The 22,461-nt window shown below is 71.6% G+C and carries 20 protein-coding genes; 11 read left to right on the forward strand and 9 right to left on the reverse strand.

The features are described from left to right. Window positions 1-66: 66 nt before the first annotated feature. The gene (locus tag G7063_RS00120; RefSeq protein WP_166412529.1) at window positions 67-924 is read right to left on the reverse strand and encodes a sugar phosphate isomerase/epimerase; all 858 of its coding nucleotides are present in this window, start codon (window positions 922-924) and stop codon (window positions 67-69) included. Between the two features lie 87 nt (window positions 925-1,011). On the opposite strand from G7063_RS00120, the gene G7063_RS00125 reads away from it, so the two are divergent. Continuing rightward, the gene (locus G7063_RS00125; protein WP_166412530.1) at window positions 1,012-1,956 is read left to right on the forward strand and encodes a formate/nitrite transporter family protein; all 945 of its coding nucleotides are present in this window, start codon (window positions 1,012-1,014) and stop codon (window positions 1,954-1,956) included. 49 nt (window positions 1,957-2,005) lie between these two features. Here the strand turns inward: G7063_RS00125 and G7063_RS00130 are convergent, their stop codons facing one another. Continuing rightward, on the reverse strand, window positions 2,006-3,052 hold the full coding sequence (locus tag G7063_RS00130; protein ID WP_166412531.1) for a hypothetical protein: 1,047 nt from the start codon (window positions 3,050-3,052) through the stop codon (window positions 2,006-2,008). A 156-nt stretch (window positions 3,053-3,208) separates the two neighbouring features. On the opposite strand from G7063_RS00130, the gene G7063_RS00135 reads away from it, so the two are divergent. After that, window positions 3,209-3,916, forward strand: coding sequence for a Type 1 glutamine amidotransferase-like domain-containing protein (locus G7063_RS00135; RefSeq protein WP_166412532.1), 708 nt, complete (start codon window positions 3,209-3,211; stop codon window positions 3,914-3,916). A gap of 7 nt (window positions 3,917-3,923) precedes the next feature. Here the strand turns inward: G7063_RS00135 and G7063_RS00140 are convergent, their stop codons facing one another. The 6 genes from G7063_RS00140 to G7063_RS00165 all read right to left on the reverse strand — a co-directional run bounded on the left by G7063_RS00140 (window position 3,924) and on the right by G7063_RS00165 (window position 12,167). Further along, a complete protein-coding gene (locus G7063_RS00140; RefSeq protein WP_166412533.1) occupies window positions 3,924-4,667 on the reverse strand; it encodes a DUF2510 domain-containing protein in 744 nt (247 codons plus the stop codon). Window positions 4,668-4,853: 186 nt separating this feature from the next. After that, on the reverse strand, window positions 4,854-7,241 hold the full coding sequence (gene metE / locus G7063_RS00145) for a 5-methyltetrahydropteroyltriglutamate--homocysteine S-methyltransferase (RefSeq protein ID WP_166412534.1): 2,388 nt from the start codon (window positions 7,239-7,241) through the stop codon (window positions 4,854-4,856). Between the two features lie 22 nt (window positions 7,242-7,263). Beyond that, window positions 7,264-8,265, reverse strand: coding sequence for a methylenetetrahydrofolate reductase (locus G7063_RS00150; protein ID WP_166412535.1), 1,002 nt, complete (start codon window positions 8,263-8,265; stop codon window positions 7,264-7,266). Between the two features lie 195 nt (window positions 8,266-8,460). Then, entirely contained in the window at window positions 8,461-9,003 is a 543-nt protein-coding gene (locus tag G7063_RS00155) for a PH domain-containing protein (RefSeq protein WP_166412536.1), read from the reverse strand. A gap of 70 nt (window positions 9,004-9,073) precedes the next feature. Beyond that, a complete protein-coding gene (locus tag G7063_RS00160) occupies window positions 9,074-10,624 on the reverse strand; it encodes a family 20 glycosylhydrolase (RefSeq protein WP_166412537.1) in 1,551 nt (516 codons plus the stop codon). Window positions 10,625-10,745: 121 nt separating this feature from the next. Further along, window positions 10,746-12,167, reverse strand: a complete 1,422-nt coding sequence (locus G7063_RS00165) for a family 20 glycosylhydrolase (RefSeq protein WP_166412538.1) — start codon at window positions 12,165-12,167, stop codon at window positions 10,746-10,748. A gap of 266 nt (window positions 12,168-12,433) precedes the next feature. On the opposite strand from G7063_RS00165, the gene G7063_RS00170 reads away from it, so the two are divergent. From G7063_RS00170 to G7063_RS00200, 7 genes are all read left to right on the forward strand, one after another. Continuing rightward, window positions 12,434-13,411, forward strand: coding sequence for an ROK family protein (locus G7063_RS00170; RefSeq protein ID WP_240916133.1), 978 nt, complete (start codon window positions 12,434-12,436; stop codon window positions 13,409-13,411). A gap of 69 nt (window positions 13,412-13,480) precedes the next feature. Next, window positions 13,481-14,749 carry an extracellular solute-binding protein gene (locus tag G7063_RS00175; RefSeq protein ID WP_166412540.1) on the forward strand — a complete coding sequence of 423 codons (1,269 nt, stop codon included), beginning with the start codon at window positions 13,481-13,483 and terminating at the stop codon, window positions 14,747-14,749. Between the two features lie 77 nt (window positions 14,750-14,826). Beyond that, the gene (locus tag G7063_RS00180) at window positions 14,827-15,792 is read left to right on the forward strand and encodes a carbohydrate ABC transporter permease (protein ID WP_166412541.1); all 966 of its coding nucleotides are present in this window, start codon (window positions 14,827-14,829) and stop codon (window positions 15,790-15,792) included. Window position 15,793: 1 nt separating this feature from the next. Next, window positions 15,794-16,612, forward strand: coding sequence for a carbohydrate ABC transporter permease (locus G7063_RS00185; RefSeq protein WP_166412542.1), 819 nt, complete (start codon window positions 15,794-15,796; stop codon window positions 16,610-16,612). 69 nt (window positions 16,613-16,681) lie between these two features. Continuing rightward, the gene (gene nagB, locus G7063_RS00190) at window positions 16,682-17,464 is read left to right on the forward strand and encodes a glucosamine-6-phosphate deaminase (RefSeq protein WP_166412543.1); all 783 of its coding nucleotides are present in this window, start codon (window positions 16,682-16,684) and stop codon (window positions 17,462-17,464) included. Further along, complete coding sequence (locus G7063_RS00195) at window positions 17,461-18,366, forward strand: ROK family protein (protein ID WP_166412544.1); 906 nt, start codon at window positions 17,461-17,463, stop codon at window positions 18,364-18,366. Before nagB ends, G7063_RS00195 begins: the two co-directional genes overlap by 4 nt. 213 nt (window positions 18,367-18,579) lie before the next feature. Then, on the forward strand, window positions 18,580-19,404 hold the full coding sequence (locus G7063_RS00200; RefSeq protein ID WP_206188180.1) for an aminoglycoside N(3)-acetyltransferase: 825 nt from the start codon (window positions 18,580-18,582) through the stop codon (window positions 19,402-19,404). A 5-nt stretch (window positions 19,405-19,409) separates the two neighbouring features. On the opposite strand, the gene G7063_RS00205 is transcribed toward G7063_RS00200, so the two are convergent. Next, window positions 19,410-20,018: a thymidine kinase gene (locus G7063_RS00205; protein ID WP_166412545.1), complete on the reverse strand. Its 609-nt coding sequence runs from the start codon at window positions 20,016-20,018 to the stop codon at window positions 19,410-19,412. 133 nt (window positions 20,019-20,151) lie between these two features. Between G7063_RS00205 and G7063_RS00210 the strand changes: the two genes are divergently transcribed. Then, a complete protein-coding gene (locus G7063_RS00210; protein ID WP_166412546.1) occupies window positions 20,152-21,699 on the forward strand; it encodes an APC family permease in 1,548 nt (515 codons plus the stop codon). Window positions 21,700-21,877: 178 nt separating this feature from the next. After that, window positions 21,878-22,399, forward strand: a complete 522-nt coding sequence (locus G7063_RS00215) for a hypothetical protein (RefSeq protein WP_166412547.1) — start codon at window positions 21,878-21,880, stop codon at window positions 22,397-22,399. The last annotated feature ends 62 nt before the right edge of the window (window positions 22,400-22,461 follow it).

Genomic DNA, 22,461 nt, shown 5'->3' on the forward strand with positions numbered 1-22,461 from the left:
ACGCTCGGGCTGCGTTCACCCCAGACCGTGGCTCACGCTCGGGCTGCGTTCACCCCAGGATGTGGCTCACGCCCATGGCGACTGCGGCCGGTGGTGCTCGGGCGCCGGCGAGAACTCGGCGTGCGCGTCGACCGCGAGGTACGTGCGTGCGAAGTGCAGCGACTGCGCGATGTCCGCGCGGCGCTCGGTCGCGTCCCGCGCCTTGCGCGTGCCGATCTCGACGACGACGTCCCCGGAGAAGTCGCTGTGCGCGAGGCCCTGCAGCAGCTCGCGCACGGGCTGCGTGCCGCGCCCTGGCACGAGGTGCTCGTCGAACCCGGACTCCGTCCCGTCCGTGAGGTGCACGTGCGCGAGCCGTGGCCCGAAGAGTGCCGCGAGGTCGACGCACGACTGCCGCGACGTCGCCGCGTGCGAGACGTCGAGCGTCACGCGGTCGTAGTCGTGCTCCGTCGGGTCCCAGCCGGGCAGGTAGCCCATGAACTCGCGCTTGCGGCCGCGCCACGGGTACATGTTCTCGACGGCGATCGTCAGGCCCGAGTCCTCCGAGAGCGAGCGCACCTGCTCGGCGAAGTGACGCGAGTACCCACGCTGCCACGCGAACGGTGGGTGCACGACGACGGTCGACGCACCCAGGGTGAGCGCCATGTCGACCGTCTTCGCGAGCTTGTGACCGGGCTTCGTGCCCCACACCTGCTGGGACACGATGAGCGTGGGCGCGTGTACCGAACGGATCTGCACACCGGTCTCGCGCGCGACGTGCGCGAGGGCGACGTCGTCGCGGGAGATCTTGTCGTTCCACACCATGACCTCGACACCGTCGTACCCGAGATCTGCCGCGAGCTCGAACGCGAGCGGGGCCTTGCGCGGGTAGACGCTCGCGGTCGAGAGCGTCACGTGCGGTCGTGCTGATGTCTCGCCAGCCATGACAACCACCCTAGTCCGGGGCGCCTCGGACGTCCGAGGGCTGAAAAGTCCCATCTCTTTGCGCGGTGCACCAGGGAAGATATGAGCATGGCCGCCTCCCCCGAGAAGCTCTTCCCCGGCAAGACGTTCGTCTCGACCGTCCTCGACGCCGCCGAGGCGAAGGTCGAGATGTCGCGGTCGATCACGCAGGTCTACCTCATGCGCGCCGCGATGGCGGGCATCCTCATCGGGATCTTCTACCTCGCGAACTACACGATCATCGCGGGGTTCGTCGCGATCGACCCTGACCTGCGCACGGTCGGCCGGCTCGTCGGAGCATTCGTCTTCGGGTTCGCGCTCGTCTTCATCTACTTCACGCGGTCCGAGCTCCTCACGTCGAACATGATGATCGTGACGATCGCGATGTACCACCACCGGATGCGCGCCCGGCACGCGAGCGGCCTGCTCGCCCTGTGCCTGCTCGGCAACGCGCTCGGCGGCCTGCTCATCGCGCTGCTCGTCGCAGGATCCTCGATGATCGACGACACGACGGGCGAGCTCGTCGCGTCGTCCGTCGAGCACAAGCTCGACTACGTGACGTCGGGTGCGAGCGGGATGCTCGACCTCTTCGTCCGCGCGATCCTCTGCAACCTCCTCATCAACCTCGCGATGCTGCTCGTCTACAACGGGCTCGTCAAGGCCGACGGCGTCAAGGTCCTCGCGATGAACGTCGCCGTCATGCTCTTCGCGTTCCTCGGCTACGAGCACTCCGTCGCGAACACGGTGCTCTTCGTCGTCCAGGGCTTCCACGGCGGCGTCGCGGTGTGGCCGGCCGTCGCGAACGTCGCGATCGCGGTCGTCGGCAACTTCGTCGGCGGCGGGCTGCTCATCGGCTGGTACTACGCGTACGCGAACGACCCGCAGCGCACGCAGCGTGCGCTCCTGCGCGAGGCGCGGCTCGTCACGCGGGGGACGGCGCGGTCCGGGGCCGCGACGGACGACGCTCGGGCGGAGCGCGTGACGGTCGACGGGGACGAGCTCCCTGGCGCCTGACTTCTGAATCGCGGCCCCGGACGGGTCGCGCGCGGAAGGGCGTGCCGGATCAGGCGGCAGGCGTCGTCGCGTCGTCGGCCGCAGACGCGCCCTCAGTGGACGCGTCAGCCGGGGCGGTCGCGTCGTCCTGCGGTGCCGGGGGCTCGGGGACGGGCGTCCCGCCCGGCCGCGGGAGCTCCGGCGTCGGGGCGTCCGTCGGCACGTCGGTCGGGGTCGTGGGCGGCACGGTCGTCGCAGGGTCCGTGGGCTCGTCGGACGGCGTGGGCGTCGGCGTCTCGGTGGGCTCCGGAGTCGTCGGCTCCTCCGTGGGCGTCGTCGACGCGTCCGTCGGCTCCTCCGACGGCGAGGTCGTCGGGTTCTGCGTCGGCGTGACCGGGCGCGACTTCTCGCGCACGCGCGAGATCGTCGTGCCGGAACCCTCGATGCCGCGCAGCGCCTTGGACAGCGGACGTCCGAGCCCGATCTCGACGGCCGTGAGCGTGAGGATGATGACGACGAACGTCGTCACGGTGACGAGCGCGAACGTGCGGCGTGGGCTGCGGCGCGCGGGCGCCATGAGGTCGCGGCCGACGCGCTCGTCGAGCGGAGCGGGGGCGGAGGAGTTGGCCGACGGTCCCGTCGACTCCTCGAGGACGCGCGCGACGACGGGCATCTCGCGCGTGGCGATGGCGACCTCGGGCGCGGCTGCGACGGGGATGACGTCGGTCGTCACCGTCGGCTCGAGCAGGCCTGTCGCGGTGGCATCGGCGTGCGGTGCGTCGGTGGGGACGGCGTCGATCACCGCTGTGTCCTCGGCGGACGTCGTCGTGCGCAGGTAGCGCGGCGCGAGCTGCGTGACGACGACCTGCGTGTGCACGAGCGAGCGCGTGTACGCGTAGTTCGCGAACGCCGTGAGGATCGCTGCGACGACCGCGCCGATGATCGTCCCGCCGACGCCCAGGTAGGACAGTGCGACGGTCGAGGTCACCGCGGTGAGGACGCTCGCGGCGATCGTCACGAGCGACGGCCGCGTCGGCAAGGTCGGCTGCGGGCGCGACGTCGGCGCCGCCGGGGTGCTCTCCGACGGCGTGCGCGGGGCTGCGGGACGCGGGCTCATCGCTCTCAACCCTAGTGAGCGACCGTGGACCTCGCGTGAAGAGGACGGGACCACGCGGTGGGGCCTGGCCGTGACGGCGTGGCGTCCGCCACGTCCGGGGGCGTGGGGTGCACGAATGAGGTTGCGGGCGGCGCGCCGGAGCGGTGGGGTGGGGCGATGACGACGCACGTGCTCGCCCTTGGTGGCGGTGGCTTCTCGATGTCCGACGGCTACTCCGCGACCGCGCTCGACCGCTACGCGCTCGGGCTGGCCGGCGTCGAGCGGCCGACGGTGTGCTTCGTGCCGACGGCGAGCGGCGACGCCACCGTGTACATCGAGCGCTTCGAGGCCGCGTATGCGCCGCTCGACTGCGAGACGCGCGTGCTGCGGCTCGTCGCTGATGGCGCGCAGTCCGTCGCGCGCACGCTCGACGGCGTCGACGTCCTCATGGTCGGCGGCGGCAGCACCGTCAACCTCGTGGCGCTGTGGGATGTCCACGGCGTGACGCGCGAGCTGCGGCGCCTCGCCGGCGGGCGCGACCTCGTCCTCGCCGGCCTGTCCGCCGGCGCGAACTGCTGGTTCGAGGGCTGCACGACCGACTCCTTCGGTCCCGAGGTCGTGCCGTGGCGTGGCGGGACCGGGTTCGTCGCGGGCAGCTTCTGCCCGCACGCCGATGGTGAGGACCGGGTTGGCGACTACGCGGCCGCCGTCGCGTCCGGAGCGCTCCCCGCGGGATGGGCGGCCGACGACGGCGCGGCGGTGCACGTCGTCGACGGCGTCGTCCGCGCGCACCTCGCGGAACGCCCCGGCGCGCGGACCTACCGCCTCGAGGCGGACGGGGCGGGCCGCGCGAGCGTCGTCGCGCAGAGCATGACGCTGCTCTGAGCGCTGCTCAGCCCTTCGCGCGCGCCGGCAGGCCCTCGACCGCGGAGACCTTCCAGCCGAGCAACGCCTTCTCGAGCGTGAGCGTGAGGCGGACCGTCGTCCCGCCGAGCTTCGCGTCGGGCCGCTCCGCGTCCTCGACCTTCGCGAACGTGTAGTCGACGACGGCCGTCGGCGAGTCCTCCGTCGGCTTCGTCACCCACTCCCAAACCTCGCGGTCGAGCGCGGGCGTGAGGTCGCAGCCGCGCAGCTCGCGCCACCGCGCGACGTCGGCCGACGCGGGGTCGACGAGCTGCCTGTCCGTCGTCGGGCACGCGTCACCCGTACCGAGCCCGCGCGGCGCGCTGAGCACTGCGGTCGCCCTCTCCGCGGGCGTGACGCGCTCGAACTGCGGGTACCTCTGGCCGAGCACCTCCCACCCCGCGATGCCGAGCGACCACAGGAGGAAGAGCACGACGAGGGCCGCGAAGAACTTGAATGCGCCGCGCCGACGGTCGCGGGCGTCGTCCGCGTACGACGAGCCGCCCCCGCCGACATGGGAGATCTTGTCGCCCTTGCGCGAGAGGTTCGTCCACGCGATGCCGTCCCACCAGCGCTCGCCGCCGTCCGGGTGGGGGTACCAGCCGGCGGGGCCGACGAGCACGTCGCCCCCGCCCCCGGGCGCGGAGACGGTGCCCCGGGGCGCGCTGCCCGTGCCGGACTGAACTGTGCCGTCGGGCGTGGAACCGGGCAGGGGCGGCGGCTGAGCGGTCACGCGTGCGAGCCTACCGAAACCCGCCCCTCCCGACTCGTCATCGTTCTGCACGCTCGGGAGTGAGCAGAACCGCTACGAGTCGCAGAAGCAGGGCGACTCGTAGGTCTGGAGCACCGTCGAACGGTGCTCCAGACCTACGAGTCGGAGGACGGAGTGTGCAGGGACGCTACGGGTCGGGAGAGACGGTCAGACCCGGGCCGGCGTGGCCAGGGTGGCGCGCGCCTCGAGGGTGGCCTCCACCAGGTTCTTCAGCGACGCCTCCGTCTCCGTGTAGCCACGCGTCTTGAGGCCGCAGTCCGGGTTGACCCAGAGCAGCGACGGGTCGACGGACCCGAGCGCGAGCCCGAGCAGCTCCGTGATCTCGGCGGTCGACGGCACGCGCGGCGAGTGGATGTCCCACACGCCCGGCCCGACGCCCCGCGCGAAGCCGGCGGCCTCGAGCTCGTCGAGCACCTCCATGCGCGAGCGCGCGGCCTCGATCGACGTGACGTCCGCGTCGAGCGCGTCGATCGCCCCGATGACCTCGCCGAACTCCGAGTAGCACAGGTGCGTGTGCACCTGTGTCGACGGCGCAGCGCCGGCGGTCGCGAGACGGAACGAGCCGACGGACCACGCGAGGTAGTCGGCGTGCGCCTCGCGGCGCAGCGGCAGGAGCTCGCGCAGCGCGGGCTCGTCGACCTGGACGACGGCGATCCCGGCGGCCTCGAGGTCCGTGACCTCGTCGCGCAGGGCGAGGCCGATCTGGTCGGCGACCTCCTGCTTCGCGACGTCGTCGCGGACGAAGGACCACGCCATGATCGTCACCGGGCCCGTGAGCATGCCCTTGACGGGCTTGTCGGACAGCGACTGTGCGTACGACGCCCAGCCGACGGTCATGGGTGCGGGCCGCGACACGTCGCCCCACAGGAGCGACGGGCGCGTGCAGCGCGAGCCGTAGGACTGCACCCAGCCGTTCTCGGTGACCGCGAAGCCGTCGAGCAGCTCGGCAAAGTACTGGACCATGTCGTTGCGCTCGGCCTCGCCGTGGACGAGGACGTCGAGCCCGAGGTCCTCCTGGAGGCGCACGACGCGCTCGATCTCGGCGCGCATCGCGGCCTCGTACGCGTCGGTCGGGAGCTCGCCCTTCGCGTGCGCGGCACGCGCCTTGCGGATCTCGACGGTCTGCGGGAACGAGCCGATCGTCGTCGTCGGCAGGGCAGGGAGCTGCAGGCGCTCTGCCTGCGCCTCGCGCCGCTCGGCGACGTCGCCGCGCGTGCGGTCGGCGTCGGTCACTGCTGCGGTGCGCGCGCGGACGGCGTCGACGCGGACACCGGCGGCGACGGCGCGTGCGGCGAGGGCCGCGCTCGCGGCCTCGACCTCGGCGGCGACGGCGTCGGTGCCCGACGCGAGCGCGCGCCCGAGCACCGCGACCTCGGCGACCTTCTCGTCGGCGAAGGCGAGCCACGACCGCAGCCCCGCGTCGAGGTGGCCCTCGTCGTCGAGCGTGTGCGGCACGTGGAAGAGGCTCGTCGACGACGACGCGGCGACGCCGGCACCGAGGGCGCGCAGCGCGTCGAGCCGCTCGACGGCCGCCGCGAGGTCGGCACGCCAGACGTTGTGACCGTCGACGACGCCGCCGACGAGGATCTTGCCCGCGAGGCCCGCGCGGACGTCGTCGGAGAGCGCCGACGGGACGTCGCCCTCGACGAGGTCGAGCGCGACAGCCTCGACGTCGCTCGTCGCGACCGCGGCGAGCGACTCGCGCAGCTCGCCGTACGGTGCTGCGAGGAGGATCGCGGGACGCTGCGTCCCGACGGCCGGCGCCGTGAGTGCCGCGTACGCGCGGGTGGCAGCCGCCGCGAGCTCGTCGGGCGAGGTGCGCAGTGTGTCCGTGACGAGCGCGGGCTCGTCGAGCTGCACCCACTGTGCGCCCGCGTCGGCGAGGCGCGCGAGCAGCGCGACGTAGTGCGGCAGCAGGTCGTCGAGCCGGTCGAGAGGCTCGTAGCCCTCGGGCGCGCCGTCCGCGGCCTTCGACAGGGTGAGGAAGGTGACGGGCCCGACGACGACGGGGCGCGTGACGACGCCCGCGGCGGCACCCTCGGCGACCTCGGCGACGAGGGCGTCGCCCGCGAGGCGGAACGCCGTCTCGGGGCCGATCTCGGGGACGAGGTAGTGGTAGTTCGTGTCGAACCACTTCGTCATCTCGAGCGGTGCGAGGGTGCCTGCGCCGCGTGCGATCGTCGAGTACCCGGCGAGGTCGAGCGTGCCGTCGGCCGCGACGAGGTGCGCGAAGCGCTCGGGCACGGCTCCGAAGGTCACGGCCGCGTCGAGGACCTGGTCGTAGTACGAGAACGCCGCGGGGATCGCGGAGTCCTCGGTGAGGCCGAGGCCTGCGAGGCGCGCGCGGGTCGAGGCGCGCAGCCCGGCTGCGACCTCGGTGAGCTCGGTCTCGGTCGTGCGCCCGGCCCAGAAGGACTCGAGCGCGCGCTTGAGCTCGCGGCGGGGACCGATGCGGGGGTAGCCGAGGATCGTGGCCGTCGGAAATGCGGGAATCGTCCCGCCGGAAAGGGCGCGGGTGCCCTGGGAGGTGGTCATGCTGGTGCTCCTGGAGGTGAGATCAGGGGCCGTCGACTCGTGCGACGTCCCTGAGGGGTTCACCGACCCGCGGCCCTCCGGCCAGGTCCGACGCGATCTGCGCGCCGCCGCCGAGGTGTACACCCTCGAGCAGGTCCAGTGCTGGTGCAGCGTTGTTGAACGTGTAGACGTGCAGGCCCGGCGCCCCGGCGTCGAGGACGTCCCGCGCGAGGGCGATCGACGCGCGCATGCCGTGCGCGTGCCTCTCGTCCTCGGGCAGGGCCTCGAGCTCCGAGGTGAGCCGGACGGGCACTGGCACGCCCGTGAGCTCCGCGACGCGGTGCAGCCGCCGGGGCTCGGTCGTCGGCAGGACGCCGGCGAGGATCGGGATGGTGACGCCCGCGGTGCGGGCGCGCTCGACGAAGTCGACGTACGTCGAGGCCTCGTAGAAGAGCTGGGTGATGGCGAACGTCGCGCCGGCCTCCTGCTTGACGAGCAGGCGCTCGACCTCCTGCGCGGGCGTCGTGCCCGCGGCGAGGTTGCCGCCGGGGAACGTCGCGACGGCGATGGTCAGCGGACGCGTCGCGCCGCGCAGCGCGCTCGCGGGCGACTCGCCGCAGCGCACGGCCTCGACCTGCTGGAGCAGGCGGATGAGGTCCTCCGAGGAGTTGACGCCGCCCGGGCGCGGGGTCCAGTCGGGCTGCCCGGCGGGCGGGTCGCCGCGGAGGGCGAGAAACGAGCGGACGCCGGCGTCGAGGAACTCGCGGACGACCTCGGTGACATGGTCGCGGGTCGCAGCGACGCACGTGAGGTGTGCGATCGGCAGGACGGGCGTGTCACGGGCGATCGTCTGGACGACCTGCCGTGTGGTCGCGCGGTCGGTGCCGGCGGCGCCGTACGTGACGGAGACGAAGTCGGGGCGCGCGGCGAGGAGGGCGCGGGCGGTCGCCCAGAACTTCGGTGCCGCGTCCGGGTTGCGCGGGGGCATGAGCTCGAACGAGACGGTCGGGCGCGCGGGGGCGCCGCCGGTGCCGGTGATGCTCATGGGTAGCCTCCGCAGGGTCGGTCCATCGGACCTGGCGTGAGCACCCGTTCCCTCAGGAGGCTTCCTCTTGGGCGGGTTGCTGCGGCGTCGACGAGCCAGGACTCTCGGCCGCTCTGGATGGTGGTGCGAGCCTAGGGGCGGCGCGCACCCCCACCCAAGCCGTCCCGGATCGTGAGACTGCGGTCCGGCAAGCGGTCAGCGGCGACGACGGTTGCGCGGGTCCGTCGGCGGGAACTCGCCGTCGTCGGAGCCGTCGTCCGCCTGGAACAGCAGCTCGGAGAGCTGCTTCTTCACCTCGGCGACGCGCGGCACGTCGTAGAGCAGCACGCCCGCCTTCTCCGTCGCGTCGGACACGACGATCGTCCCGCAGCCGAGCATCTGGTCGAGCAGGTCGCGCTCGTACGTGAAGTCGTTGATGCGGAACAGCGGGATGTCGCGACCCGTCTTCGTGATGATCCCCGTGCGCGTGATGAGGCGACGCGTCGTGAACGTGTACGACGTCGTCCGCCACTGCAGGTACGGCACGACCGTCCACACGACGATGACGACGAGCGCGACGACCCCGATCGCGGCCATGAGCCACGTCTTGGCATCGTTGTCCGGCAGCAGCAGGAGCGCCGCGACGACGCCCCCCGCCGCGAGCAGCAGGACGAGGAAGGGCACGAAGACCTTCTTGACGTGGGGGCGGGTCTGCAGGATGACGCGCTCGTCGTCACCCAGGCTGCGATCGATCGACATGGGGCGATCCTTGCAGATCGTCGGGTGGCGCGGCACCCTGGGGCGCCCCGCGTCCGGGGACATCCTGGGCTCAGCGACCGCGGACGTCGCCCTCGCGATGCACGACGTACCCTCGCGCCTCCCACCTGTCGCGCGCGACGTCGGCCGCCGCGAGGAACGCGTCGAGGTCCCGCGGCGAGCCCCACGCGACCGACGCCTCGGCCGCGAGCCGGGGCAGCAGCTGATACGTGACGTCGCCCCACGTCGGCAGCGTCTCGGTGAACAGGCACGTCTCGACCCCGACGATCCGCGCCGGGTCGATGCCCTCGAGCTCCTTCTCCGGCGACCAGTCGTAGGCCGTCCGCAGGTCGATCGTCCCCGCCCACCGCAGCCCGAGCACCTGACGGTCGTCATGCTTCATGTCGAGATACGCCTTGCGCGCGGGTGATGCGACGACCTCGAGGTCGAGCTCCTCGACCCGCTCGCCGATCGCAGAGGTGCTGCCGTCGTGCGTCCAGAACTGCAGGCGCGAACCCGCCGGCAGGTCCGCGACGTACGCGTCCTGCCACATCGTCAGCGCCTTGCCCGTGCTCGCGGCGAGCGCGCCCAGCCGCGTCACGTACGTCGCGTACTCCTCGCGCGAGAGCGTGTGCGCCTCGTCGCCGCCGAGGTGGATCCGGTCGCCGCGCGTGTGCTCGGCGACGGTCTCGACGATGTCGGTGACGAGGTCCCACGACGCCTCCGACGTGAGGTCCACCGAGCTGAAGCCCACGTCGATCCCGCGGTAGTGCTCGCGCGGCAGCCCGTCCGGGCTCGCCTCCGGATAGGCGACGAGCAGGGCGTTCGTGTGGCCGGGCAGGTCGATCTCCGGGACGACGGTCATGTGGCGGGCGGCCGCGTAGTCCTGGAGGTCCTCGTACTCGGCGAGCGTGAGGTAGCCGCCCTCGCCGCCCGAGACGTCGTTGCGCGATGCGACCTCCGCGAGCCGTGGCCGGTCCGGGATCTCGAGGCGCCAGCCCTGGTCGTCGGTGAGGTGCAGGTGGAGCTCGTTGAAGCGCAGCTCGGTCGCGAGGTCGACGAGGTCGCGGAGCTGCTCGGGCCCGTGGAAGTGGCGTGCGACGTCGATCATCACGGAACGCACGCGGTAGCGGGGGGAGTCGACGACCCGCCCGGCGGCCACGGTCCCGGCGGGGTCGATCATCTGTGCGAGCGCCGTCACGGCCCAGTACGCACCTGCGGGGCCGCCGGCGGCCAGGGTGAGTCCGTCCGTGCCGACGGTGAGCGTGTAGTCCTCGGGACCTGTCGCGTCCTGCGTGGCTGCCGCTGCCGTGCTCGCGGGGCCGTCGGGGAGCGTCGCCGCGAGCTCGTCGGCCAGCCGGGCGGCGTTCGGCGCCCAGGACCGCAGCGCGTCGGCGAGCGCGCCGACCTGCGAGGCGCCCGCGGGGAGCCGTTCGCCCGTGAGCTCGGCGGTCTGCGGCGCGGGCAGGAGCGTGTGCGCGACGCTCGCGGGCGCGGAGTCGTCGCGCAGGCTCCGCACGATGAGGAACCCCGTCGCGAGCGCGATCGCGACGATCGCCGCGACGAGGGCGACCGTGCGACGCTTCGCTCCGCGCCGGACCTGGGTGCTCTCGCTCGACGTCATGCGGCGATCGTGGCAGAGCGCCCGTCCGTGCGGAAGGGGTCGTTATGGCCGGGTCGGCACGCATGCGGACGACGACGGGGCCCGGACCGACGAGCGGTCCGGGCCCCGTCGGGCACGAGCGTCAGACGCCGCGGCGGTCGCCCGGGTGGTGGACGACCTCGCCGGCCGCCTCCCAGCGCGCGACGTGCACGGCGACGTCCTTCTCGAAGGCGTCGAAGTCGCGCGGCGAGCCCCACGCGACCGAGGCCTCGGCCGCGATGCGCGGCAGCAGCTGGTACGTCACGTCGCCCCAGTTCCGCACCGTCTCCGTCCACAGCGCGGTCTCGACGCCGACGACGCGCTCGGCGCGGACGCCCGGAAGCCCGGCGACCGGGTCCCAGTCGTAGGCGGTGCGCAGGTCGATGAGACCGGCCCAGTCCTGCCCGACGACCTGTTCGGCGTCGTGGAACATGTCGAGGTAGGCCTTGGGCGCGGGCGAGGAGACGACGCGGAGGTCGAGCTCCTCGACGCGGGCGGCGAGCATCTCGGTGTCGACCTTGTGCGTCCAGAACTGCAGCCACGAGCCGGTGGGCAGGTCGCCGTGGAGCGCCTCCTGCCACATCGTCAGGTGCTTGCCGACGGCAGCCCCGAGCGCGCCGAGACGCGTGACGTAGACCCCGTAGTCCTTCTCGTCGAGCGTGAGGCACTCGTCGCCGCCGAGGTGGATGCGGCTGCCGCGCGTGTGCTCGGCGACGGTCGTGACGATGTCGGTGACGAGGTCCCACGACGCGTCCGACGTGAGGTCGACCGTGCTGAAGCCGACCTTCGTACCCGTGTAGGGCTCGCGCGCCGCGCCGTCCTGCGAGGCCTCGGGGTAGGCGACGAGCAGGGCGTGCGTGTGCCCGGGAAGGTCGATCTCGGGGACGATCTCGACGTGCCGCGCGGCGGCGTGGTCCTGGAGAGCGACGTAGTCCTCGAGCGTGAGGTAGCCGCCGGGGCCGTCGGAGCAGTCGGTCGTCGCGCCGCGCTCGGTGAGCAGGGGGCGCGACGGGATCTCGAGCCGCCAGCCCTGGTCGTCCGTCAGGTGCAGGTGGAGGCTGTTGAACCGCAGCTCGGAGGCGATGTCGACGAGGCGGCGCAGGTGGTCGAGGCCGTAGAAGTGGCGCGCGATGTCCATCATCACGCCACGGTGCGGGTAGGCGGGGGCGTCCTCGATCTCGCCGAGGGCGACCGTGCCGGCGGCGGCGTCGATCGTCTGCGCGAGGACCGTGACGGCCCAGTACGCGCCCGCGGCGTCCGCCGCTGCGAGGGTGAGGGACTCTGCCGTGACGACGAGGCGTGAGCCCTCGGCGTCGAGCGACGGGTCGAGGGTCGCGGTGACGCTGCCCGCGGCGGGAGCGTCACCGAGGATCGCCGCGAGCTCGGCGGCGCGTCGCGCCGCGTGCGGCGCCCAGGTGCCGAGCGCTTCGGCCAGCGCCGTGATCTCGTCGGCCCCGACCGCGCGGAACGAGCCGGTCAGAACGTTTCGATGAGGTGCAGGAATGATGGCTGGAGTGTTGTTCACGGTGGGGGATCCTTCATCCGTTGCGACTTGGTAACGGAGGGGCTCGGGGGTTGACCAGAGATAGTAAGTAAGGTGTACTTACTTTCATGGCAAGGACGACATCGTCGCGAGACGCACGGCAGGCGAACCAGCGCGTCGCTGCGCCTGTGGGGAAGATTCTCCCCTCCGACACCCGCCTGCACCACCGTACCCTTGTTCTGCAGCATCTTGTCGACGAGGGCCCCCAGTCGCGCGCCGACCTCGCTCGGCTCACCAAGCTCGCACGCGTGACCATCTCCGACGTCGTCTCCGGCCTCATCGCGGACGAGCTCGTCATCGAGCTCGGCGTCCGCCCCGGCACCCACATGGGCAAGCCCGCGACGCTCGTCGGCGTCAACCCCACCGGCGCGTACATCGCCTGCCTCGACCTCTCCGGCGACCACGACCTCCGCGGCTCCGTCGTCGACCTCGAGGGCACCGTCGTCGTCACCCACGAGGTCGCGCTCGGTGACGACCGCGGGGACGACGCCGTCGACCGCACGGTCGAGCTCGCCCGCCGCCTGCTCCTCGACGCCCCCGGCCGCGTCCTCGGCCTCGGCGTCGGCACGCCGGGCATCGTCTCCGTCGACGGAGTCGTCCGCGACGCCCCCAACCTCCGCTGGGAGCGCCTCGCGCTCGGCCAGCACCTCCGCGACGCCCTGGGTGTCCCCGTCCACGTCGCGAACGACGCCGACAGCGCCGTCCTCGCCGAGGACACCTTCAGCAAGGGCGGCGGCACCGGCCTCCTCCTCGTCGAGATCGGACGCGGCGTCGGCGCCGGCATCCTCCTCGACGGCAACCTCCTCCGCGGCCCCTACGGCACCGCGGGCGAGATTGGTCACGTCACCGTCGTCCCCGACGGCGACCCCTGCACCTGCGGCCGCAACGGCTGCCTCGAGCCCCTCGTCGCCGCGCCGCGCCTCCGCGCCCGCATCGCGGGACTCACCGAGGCCCAGGCCGCCAGCGAGCTCTCCTCCGCCGGGCGTCAGCTCGGCACCGTCCTCGCACCCGTCGTGCAGGCTCTCGGCCTGCGTGACGTCGTGCTGTCCGGACCGTCCGAGCTTCTCGACGGTCCCTTCCGCCAGGCGACCGAGTCCACGGTCCTGGCACTCACCCGTCCCTTCGCCGACGAGCAGGTCACTGTTCGCATGTCGGCGCTGGGTCGCGACGGCGTCCTCCACGGCGCTGCCGCACTGGTCCTCGACGGCGAGCTCGGGCTCGCCTGACGGAACTGCGTTACCTGTCCACTCATCACCATGTCAGCGGTCGAGGCCGACCGCCGAAGGGATAGATCGATGAAGATCCACAAGATTGCAGCGCTCGGCGCGGTTGCCGCGCTCGCGCTCACGGCGTGCGCCACCGACAGCGGCTCCGGCGACAAGCCGACGACGGCTGCGCCGAAGCCGACCTCGACGGTCCCTGCCGCCGAGCGTTCCATCACGTTCTGGGTTGCCGGCACGGACACCAACGACGACATGCGCAAGTGGCTCGTCGACACGTTCAAGGAGAAGACGGGCGGTGCCACCCTCAAGATCGAGCAGATCGAGTGGAAGGAGCTCGTCCCGCGTCTCCAGACGGCTCTCCCCAACGCCGAGCAGACCCCCGACCTCGTCGAGATCGGCAACACGCAGGCCCCGACGTTCACGTCGGTCGGCGCGTTCGCTGACATCACCGGCCTCCTCGCGGACCTCGGTGGCGAGAAGGTCGGCCCGAAGTCGTTCGTCGACGCCGGCTCGTACGACGGCAAGCTCTACGCCGTCCCGTACTACTGGGGCTCGCGCTACGTCTTCTACAACACGGACGTCTTCGAGAAGGAGGGCGTCAAGGTTCCGACGACGCTCGCCGAGTTCAACGAGGCTGCGAAGAAGCTCCAGACCGCGGACCGCTCGGGCCTCTGGCTCCCGGGTCAGGACTGGCGCAACGGCCTCTTCTGGCTGTTCGCGAACGGTGGCGAGATCGCCAAGGTCGACGGTGGCAAGTGGGTCGGTGCGCTCTCGAGCCCCGAGTCGCAGAAGGCGCTCGCCGAGGTCCAGGACATCTACACCAACGGCACGCACGCGCCGAAGGACGGTCTGGACGAGGAGCCGTGGGTCCCGTTCAACGAGGGCGACTCCGCGATGTTCATCGCTCCGGGCTGGGCTCGCTGGTCCGTCAAGGAGGGCGTGAACTTCGCCCCGTTCGCTGTCCCCGGCGTCGAGGCGGGCACGTACGCGGCCGGTCTCGCCGGTGGCTCGAACCTCGCCATCTCGGCTCAGTCGAAGAACCAGGACCTCGCGACCGAGCTCCTCAAGCTCATCTACTCCGAGGACTTCCAGACCCAGCTCGCCAAGAACGGCATGGGCCCGGCCGTCTCCGAGTTCAACTCGCTCATGGGTGACGACGCCTTCGCCAAGGCCGCCATCGCCTCGGCCGAGAACTCCAAGCTGACCCCGGGCTCGCCCGGCTGGGCCTCCGTCGAGGCCGCCAAGCTCATGGAGGAGACCTTCGGAAAGATCGCCGCTGGCGGCGACATCGTTGCCATCGCCAAGGACGCCGACGCGCGTCTCGGCGAGATGCTCAACTGACGACAGCACCGTGACAGGGGCGCCGGCCGAGACCGGTCGGCGCCCCTGCCCCGTCCCGGGAAGATTGAAGTGTCCTCATGAGTGACGTTCTTGCGCGCGCCCCGCAGAGCCGGCGCGCACCAGCCGGGCGACGCCCGGCACCGACCGCGCGCGGTGCACGCCGTGCCACCGCGTTCGCGCCGTACCTGCTCGTCCTGCCCGTCATCGCCACGATGGCCATCGCCCTCGGCTATCCGCTCGTGCGCCAGCTCGTCATGTCCTTCCAGGAGTACGGCCTCGCCCAGCAGTTCGGCAAGGCGCCGGAGTGGGTCGGCCTCGACAACTACAAGGCGATCTTCGCCGACCCCGACGTCTGGGCCGTCATCATCCGGTCGCTGCTCTTCTGCGTCGCCGCCGCAGGACTCACCATGCTCGTCGGCATGGCGGTCGCCGTGCTCATGACGAAGCTCGTCAAGTGGCTCCGCGTCGTCGTCCAGTCGGTGCTCCTCGTCGCCTGGGCCATGCCCGTCATCGCCTCGATGACCATCTGGCAGTGGCTCTTCGACACGAACTACGGAGTCATCAACTGGCTCCTCGTGAAGATCGGCCTCGACCAGTTCAAGGGCCACTCCTGGCTCGTCGACCCGCTCTCGTTCCTCACGATCGCCGTCATCGTCGTCGTGTGGATGTCGGTTCCCTTCGTCGCCTTCTCCCTCAACGCCGCGCTCACCCAGGTGTCCGGCGAGCAGCTCGAGGCCGCGATGCTCGACGGCGCGAACTCCTGGGAGAGGTTCCTCCACATCAAGCTCCCGACGATCATGCCCGTCGTCATGGTCGTCTCCCTGCTCCAGGTCATCTGGGACCTGCGCGTCTTCGCGCAGATCTACTACCTGCAGCTGGCCGGCGGTGTCGCCAGCGAGACCAACCTCCTCGGCACTTACATCTACAACGTCGGCCTCGGCCAGGGAGACTTCGGTCGGGCAGCCGCCGTCGCGATCTTCATGCTCGTGCTGACGCTCGGTCTCACGTTCTTCTACGTCCGCAAGCTCGCGAAGGAGGTGTGACGTGCGCAAGGCAGTACTCCCCAACATCCTCGGCGGACTCGTCGCACTCGTCTGGGTGTTCCCCGTCTACTGGATGGTGAACTCCGCCCTCCTCCCCGCTGACAAGGTCCGCGGCAAGACCCCCACGTGGTTGCCCTTCGGCGGCGACTTCTCGTCCTTCGGACGCGTCTTCAACGACCGCTTCCTCAACTCGATGAAGCTCAGCCTCATCGTCACGCTCATCACGGTCGTCGTCGCGCTGCTCTTCGCGTTCCTCGCCGCCATCGCGGTGAGCCGCTTCAAGTGGCGCGGCCGCAAGGCGCTCGTCATCATCGTGCTCATCGTCCAGATGATCCCCGCCGAGGGCCTCTTCATCTCCCAGTACAAGATGCTCGAGGGCTGGGGCCTGCTCAACACCATGGTCGGGCTCTCGATCCTCTACATCGCCGCGGTCCTGCCGTTCACGGTGTGGATGCTCCGAGGCTTCGTCGAGGGCATCCCCGTCGACCTCGAGCACGCCGCCATGATCGACGGCTGCAGCCGCACCAAGGCGTTCTTCATCGTGACGTTCCCGCTGCTCGCTCCGGGCCTCGTAGCGTCGGGCGTCTACGCCTTCCTCCAGGCGTGGAACGAGTTCACGCTCGCCACCGTCATCATGAGCCCGTCCAACCGGACGGTCCCGCTCTGGCTCCAGGGCCTCACCTCGGCGAGCAACGCCGCCATCGACTGGCCCGGCGTCATGGCCGGCGCAATCATGGTCGCCATCCCCGTCATCGTCTTCTTCCTGTTCGTCCAGAACAAGATGACGGACGGTATGGTGTCCGGCGCCGTCAAGGGCTGACAGCAGCATCCCCGCGGGTACGCCCGGCGCGCTGCGCCGGGCGTACCCTCACCCAGAAAGGCACCACCCATGGAGATCGTGATCCTGCCGTCCGCCGACGTCGTCGGGAAGGTCGGGGCCGACATCTTCGAGCGGACCGTCCGGGAGAACGCGCACCCCGTGCTCGGTCTCGCGACCGGCTCCTCGCCGCTCCCCGTCTACTCCGAGCTCGTCCGCCGCCACCAGGAGGAGGGCCTCTCCTTCGCCGCGGCCGAGGCGTTCTGCCTCGACGAGTACATCGGACTGCCCGTCGGGCACCCGGAGTCGTACCACCAGTTCATCCGGCGCGTCTTCACGAGCCGCCTCGACATCGCCGACACCGCGGTCCACAGCCCCGACGGCTCCGCGAGCGACATCCCCGCCGCGGGCCGCGCCTACGACGCAGCCATCAAGGCCGCGGGCGGCGTCGACCTGCAGATCCTCGGTATCGGCACCAACGGTCACCTCGCGTTCAACGAGCCCGGCTCCTCGCTCGCCTCGCGCACCCGGATCATCACGCTCACCGAGCAGACCCGCAACGACAACGCGCGCTTCTTCGACACGATCGACGACGTGCCGCGCTACGCCCTCACGCAGGGCCTCGGCACGATCATGGAGGCACGCCACCTCCTCATCGTCGCGACCGGCGCCGGCAAGGCCGCCGCCGTCGCCGCCGCCGCCGAGGGCCCCGTCTCCGCGAGCTGCCCCGGCTCGATCGCCCAGATGCACCCGCACGTCACGCTGCTCGTCGACGAGGACGCCGCAGCCGACCTGGCGAACGCCGAGCGTTACCGCTACGTCTTCGCGAACAAGCCGGAGTGGCAGGCGCTGTGAACCTTGTCATCGCCCTCGACGTGGGCGGCACCAACATCCGCGGGGAGCTCGTCGACCCCGCGGGAACGGTGCACGCCGCGTCGCACGAGCCCACCGCGGGCTCGGACGGGGAGGCGACGCTCGACGCCATTGAGCGTGTGTGCCGAGCCCTCCTCGTCGAGGCGGGCGACCGCCCGGTCGGGGCCGTCGGCCTCGCCGTGCCCGGGGTCGTCGACTCGCGCACGGGCGTCGTGCTCCTCGCGGGCAACCTCGGCTGGCGGGACACCGCGGTGAGCGAGATCCTCGGCCGCCGGCTCGGGATCCCCGTGCTGCTGCACCACGACGTCAACTGCGCGGGCCTCGCAGAGCGTGAGCTCGGCGCCGGCCGCGGCGTGGACGACATGCTCGCTGTGTTCATCGGCACCGGCATCGCCGCGTCGCTCACCGTCGGCGGCGTCGCCGTCGGCGGCGGTCCCAACCAGGCCGGCGAGCTCGGGCACGTCGTCATCCGTGAGGACGGCGTCGACTGTCCGTGCGGCCAGCGCGGCTGCCTCGAGCGCTACTGCTCCGCGTCCTCGATCGGGCTCGCCTACGCCGCGGCCACGGGCCGCGACAGCGCGACGTCGCTCGAGGTCGTGCAGGCACTCGGAACCGACCCGCTCGCCGACAAGGTGTGGGACGACGCGATCACCGCGCTCGCCCTCGGCATCCTCGGAGCCATCACCCTGCTCGGCACCGAGCGGATCGTCCTCGGCGGCGGGCTCGCAGCCGCGGGCGACAGCCTCGTCGGTCCGCTGCGCGCCAAGCTCGAGGAGATCGTGCGGGTCGCGACCGTCCCCGAGATCGTCGTCGCCGAGCTCGGTCAGCGCGCCGGAGTCATCGGCGCGGCGCTCGCGACGTGGAAGCGCCTCTCGGACGACTGACGCCGTCTGCGCCGACACCTGCGCACTCCCGCCCGCCTCACGCAGGCCGCTGCTCCGGCCCGGGGTCGCTGATCCTCATCAGCGGCCCTGGGCCGATTGCGTGGCCGCGGCGACGGCCGGCAGGGCTGCACGGTCCCGGGCTGGCGGGCGCCGCGTCGATGCTGGCGTGCCCCGGGGGGTGTGGAGCGGCGCCGCGGCGGGCACACTAGGGGCGTGCTCACGACCCCGCTCACCTCGGCAGACGTCGCCGCAACCCTCCGCGGGCTCGGCGTCGCCGGCCGCACTGTCATGGTCCACACCGCGATGTCCCGTCTCGGGCACGTCGTCGGCGCAGAGGACGGGCTGCTCCGCGGCATCCTCGACGCCGTCGGTCCCGACGGCACCGCCGTCATGCCCGCCCAGTCCTGGCAGCTGTGCGACCCCGCGTTCCTGCGCCTTCCCGACGTCGACCCCGACTGGTACCCGCTGCTGCGCGACCACCTGCCCCCGTACGACCCGGCACGCACACCCACGCGCACCATGGGAGCCGTCGCCGAGCTCTTCCGCACCTGGCCCGGCGTCCAGAGGTCCGGCCACCCGCAGCGTTCCGTCGCGGCCCTCGGACCCGACGCGTCGCGCGTCACCGCCGTCCACGACCTCGACGACGCGGCCGGTGAACGCTCACCGATGCGGGCGCTCGAGGACCTCGACGCGCTCGTCTGCCTGCTTGGCACCGGGTTCGACAGCTGCACCGCGCTCCACCTCGCAGAGAACCGCACCGACTGGCCCGGACGCACCGTCGTCGAGCAGGGCGCGCCGATGACCGTCGACGGCGAACGTCGCTGGGTCACGTGGCGCGAGGTCGTCCCGGCCGACGAGGACTTCGGCGCCTGCGGCGCCGCGTTCCGTGCCGCCCACCCTGCGCTCGTCGCCTCGGCAACGCTCGGGGCGGCCGAGGTCGTCGTCGTGCCCGTGCGCGAGCTCGTCGCCTTCGCGACGACCTGGTTCGCCGAGCATCGCGGCGGCTCCGTCCTCGCAGAGCAGTCGCGAGGACGGTAGGCGGCTCAGGGCAGGCGGCCGCCGGACTCCGCGAGGTAGCACGACGCGCACACGGCCTCGTACGTCACCGCTGCGCCACCGTCGATCGCGACCTGCGCGCCGTCGAAGATCGCACGGCCGTCGATGCGCCGCGTCGTGAAGATCGCCTTGCGACCGCAGCGGCAGATCGTCTTGAGCTCCTCGAGCGAGTGCGCGATCTCGAGCAGCCGACGCGACCCCGGGAACGCTTCCGTGCGGAAGTCCGTCCGGATGCCGTAGCAGATCACCGGGATGCCGTCGAGGACGGCGATGCGCAGGAGGTCGTCGACCTGCTGCGTCGAGAGGAACTGCGCCTCGTCGAGAAGCAGGCACGAGACGTCCCGGCCCGACTCGAGCTGCACGCGCGAGCGGTGCTGCTGGAACAGCCCGTAGGCGTCCTCGGTGGCACCGACGAGGTAGTCGACCTCCCGCACGACGCCGAGGCGCGAGTGGATCTGCCTCCCGGCCTTCGTGTCGACCCCCGGCTTCGCCAGGAGGATGCGGTGCTCGCGCTCCTCATAGTTGTGCGCGGCCTGCAGGAGCGACGTCGACTTGCCGGAGTTCATCGCCCCGTAGCGGAAGTACAGCTTGGCCATGAGCCTGATTCTCCCATCGCGCGGGCCTGCCCACAGACGCCGTCCCGCGGCGCTCGTCCTCGGATATGGACCTTCGTCTCGCCATGGGGGCATCCGAGGCGCAAGGATGGTCACAACGCCACAAGGAGGCCGTATGTCCACCACCGCATCGCGGCCCCCGTCTGCGAGGAGCACGTTCGTCCGGAGCCTGACGCGACGCAAGAGCGTCGAGCAGGCGCTCGCGTCCAGCCATGACGAGGAACGCTCGCTCAAGCGCAACCTCACCGCCTGGGACCTCGCCGTCCTCGGGGTCTCCGTCGCCGTCGGCGCGGGCATCTTCTCCGTCGGGGCGACGGCCGCCGCGCACCATGCAGGCCCTGCCGTCATCGTCTCGTTCGTCATCGCGGCCATCGTGTGCGGGCTCGCCATCATGTGCTACGCCGAGTTCGCCTCGACCCTGCCCATCGCCGGGTCCGCCTACACGTTCTCGTACGCGACGTTCGGCGAGGGCGTCGCGTGGTTCATCGGCTGGGACCTCATCCTCGAGATGCTCCTCGCCGCGGCCGTCATCGCGAAGTTCTGGGGCGTGTACCTCGGCGACGCCTTCGGGCTCTTCGGGCTCGACGTCCCGACGAGCGTCGACCTCGGACCCCTGACGCTCGACTGGGGGCCGGTCCTCGTCGTCGCGGTCTTCACCGTCCTGCTCGTCCTCGGCACCAAGCTCTCGACGCGCGTGAACTCCGTGCTCACCGTCATCAAGGTGGGCATCACGCTCTTCGTCATCGTCGTCGGGTTCCTCTACGTCAAGGTGGAGAACTACACGCCGTTCGTTCCGCCGTCGCAGCCTGCCGAGGGGAAGTCCGGGCTGCACCAGCCGCTCGTCGCGTTCCTCTCGGGCCAGGAGCCCTCGATGTACGGCGCGCTCGGCATCCTCTCGGGTGCGGCGCTCGTCTTCTTCGCGTTCATCGGCTTCGATGTCGTCGCGACGACCGCGGAGGAGGCGAAGGACCCGCAGCGCACCATCCCGCGCGGCGTCCTCGGCGGGCTCGCGCTCGTCACGGTGCTCTACATCCTCGTCACCGTCGTCGTCACCGGCATGGTGTCCTACACGGAGCTCGCGGCGTCCCCGAACCCGTCTCTCACGACCGCGTTCGTGCTCGTCGGGGCGTCGTGGGCCGGCAAGGTCATCTCGATCGGCATCCTCGTCGGGCTCACGAGCGTCGTCATGGTGCTGCTCCTCGGGCTCTCGCGCATCGTCTTCGCGATGAGCCGGGACGGCCTGCTGCCGCGCGGCATGTCCGTCACGCACGCGCGCACGCGCACCCCCGTCGCGCTGCAGATCGGCATCGGCATCGTCGTCGCCGGTATCGCGGGGCTCGCGGACGTCGGGTTCCTCGAGGAGATGATCAACATCGGGACGCTGTCGGCGTTCATCCTCGTGTGCTTCGGGGTGCCGCTGCTGCGCAGGTCGCGGCCCGATCTCACGCGCGGGTTCAAGGTGCCGTGGTCGCCCGTGCTGCCCGTCGCGGCGGGGCTCGCGTGCATCTGGCTGACGACGAACCTCACCGTGCTCACGTGGCTGCGGTTCCTCGCATGGATCGCCGTCGGCGCGGTCATCTACCTCACCTACTCGCGCCGTCACTCGGCGCTCGCCCTCGCGAGCCCGACGCCCGACGACATCGTGCGTGACGCGCGCCCCTGAGCGACCCAAATCCCTGCGCGACGCGCGCCCTCGATAGCGGATCAGGACACCACAGGTGTCCGGATCCTCTATCGGGCGACGACTCCGGCAGGAGCTGAAGGGCTCCGACCCGTGAGAGGTGTAGCGAGCCGATCCGTCGGGACGGTGGAAGTCGACCGGGCTGCGCTAGCGTTCGTACGTGCTGTCCACCGTGAACCTGCTGCAGGCTGACGAGCCGAGGTCCGTCGTCGAGATGCTCCGGTCCCTCGTCTCCCTCGTCACCGAGCAGCCGCTCGTCGCGCTCGGGATCCTTGCGCTTCTGCTGCTGGTCGCGCTCGTCGCGCTGCGTGGGTCCCGCGCGCCGCAGCGTGGGCCGAGGCGGGGCGTCCCGAAGTACCCGAGCGTCGGTGAGTACTGGATGGCCTGGGTGCCCTTCCGTGACGGGAGCGGCGGCAAGGACCGGCCGTGCCTCGTCGTCGGCGTGGGCGCCACGAGTGCGCGCGTGCTCTACGTGACCTCCCAGGACCGCTCGGCCGACGACCGGTACGTTCCGGTCGACACTCCCGCATGGCGCGGCAGGCAGCACCGGCCGAGCTGGCTCCAGACGACGGAGAACCATGGGGCGGACCCCACGATCAAGGTCCGGATCGGAGACTTCCGGCGCTACCTCGGGTCGGTGGAGCCGTTCAACCGGTGGGTCGTCGAGGACAACGCGGCCTGATCCCGCGGCCACACCCGGTCCCGCCCGCACCCCTCGCTGTGGCTCGATAGCCGATCCGTGCG

The sequence above is a fragment of the Sanguibacter sp. HDW7 genome (assembly GCF_011300875.1).
GTDB lineage: Bacteria > Actinomycetota > Actinomycetes > Actinomycetales > Cellulomonadaceae > Flavimobilis.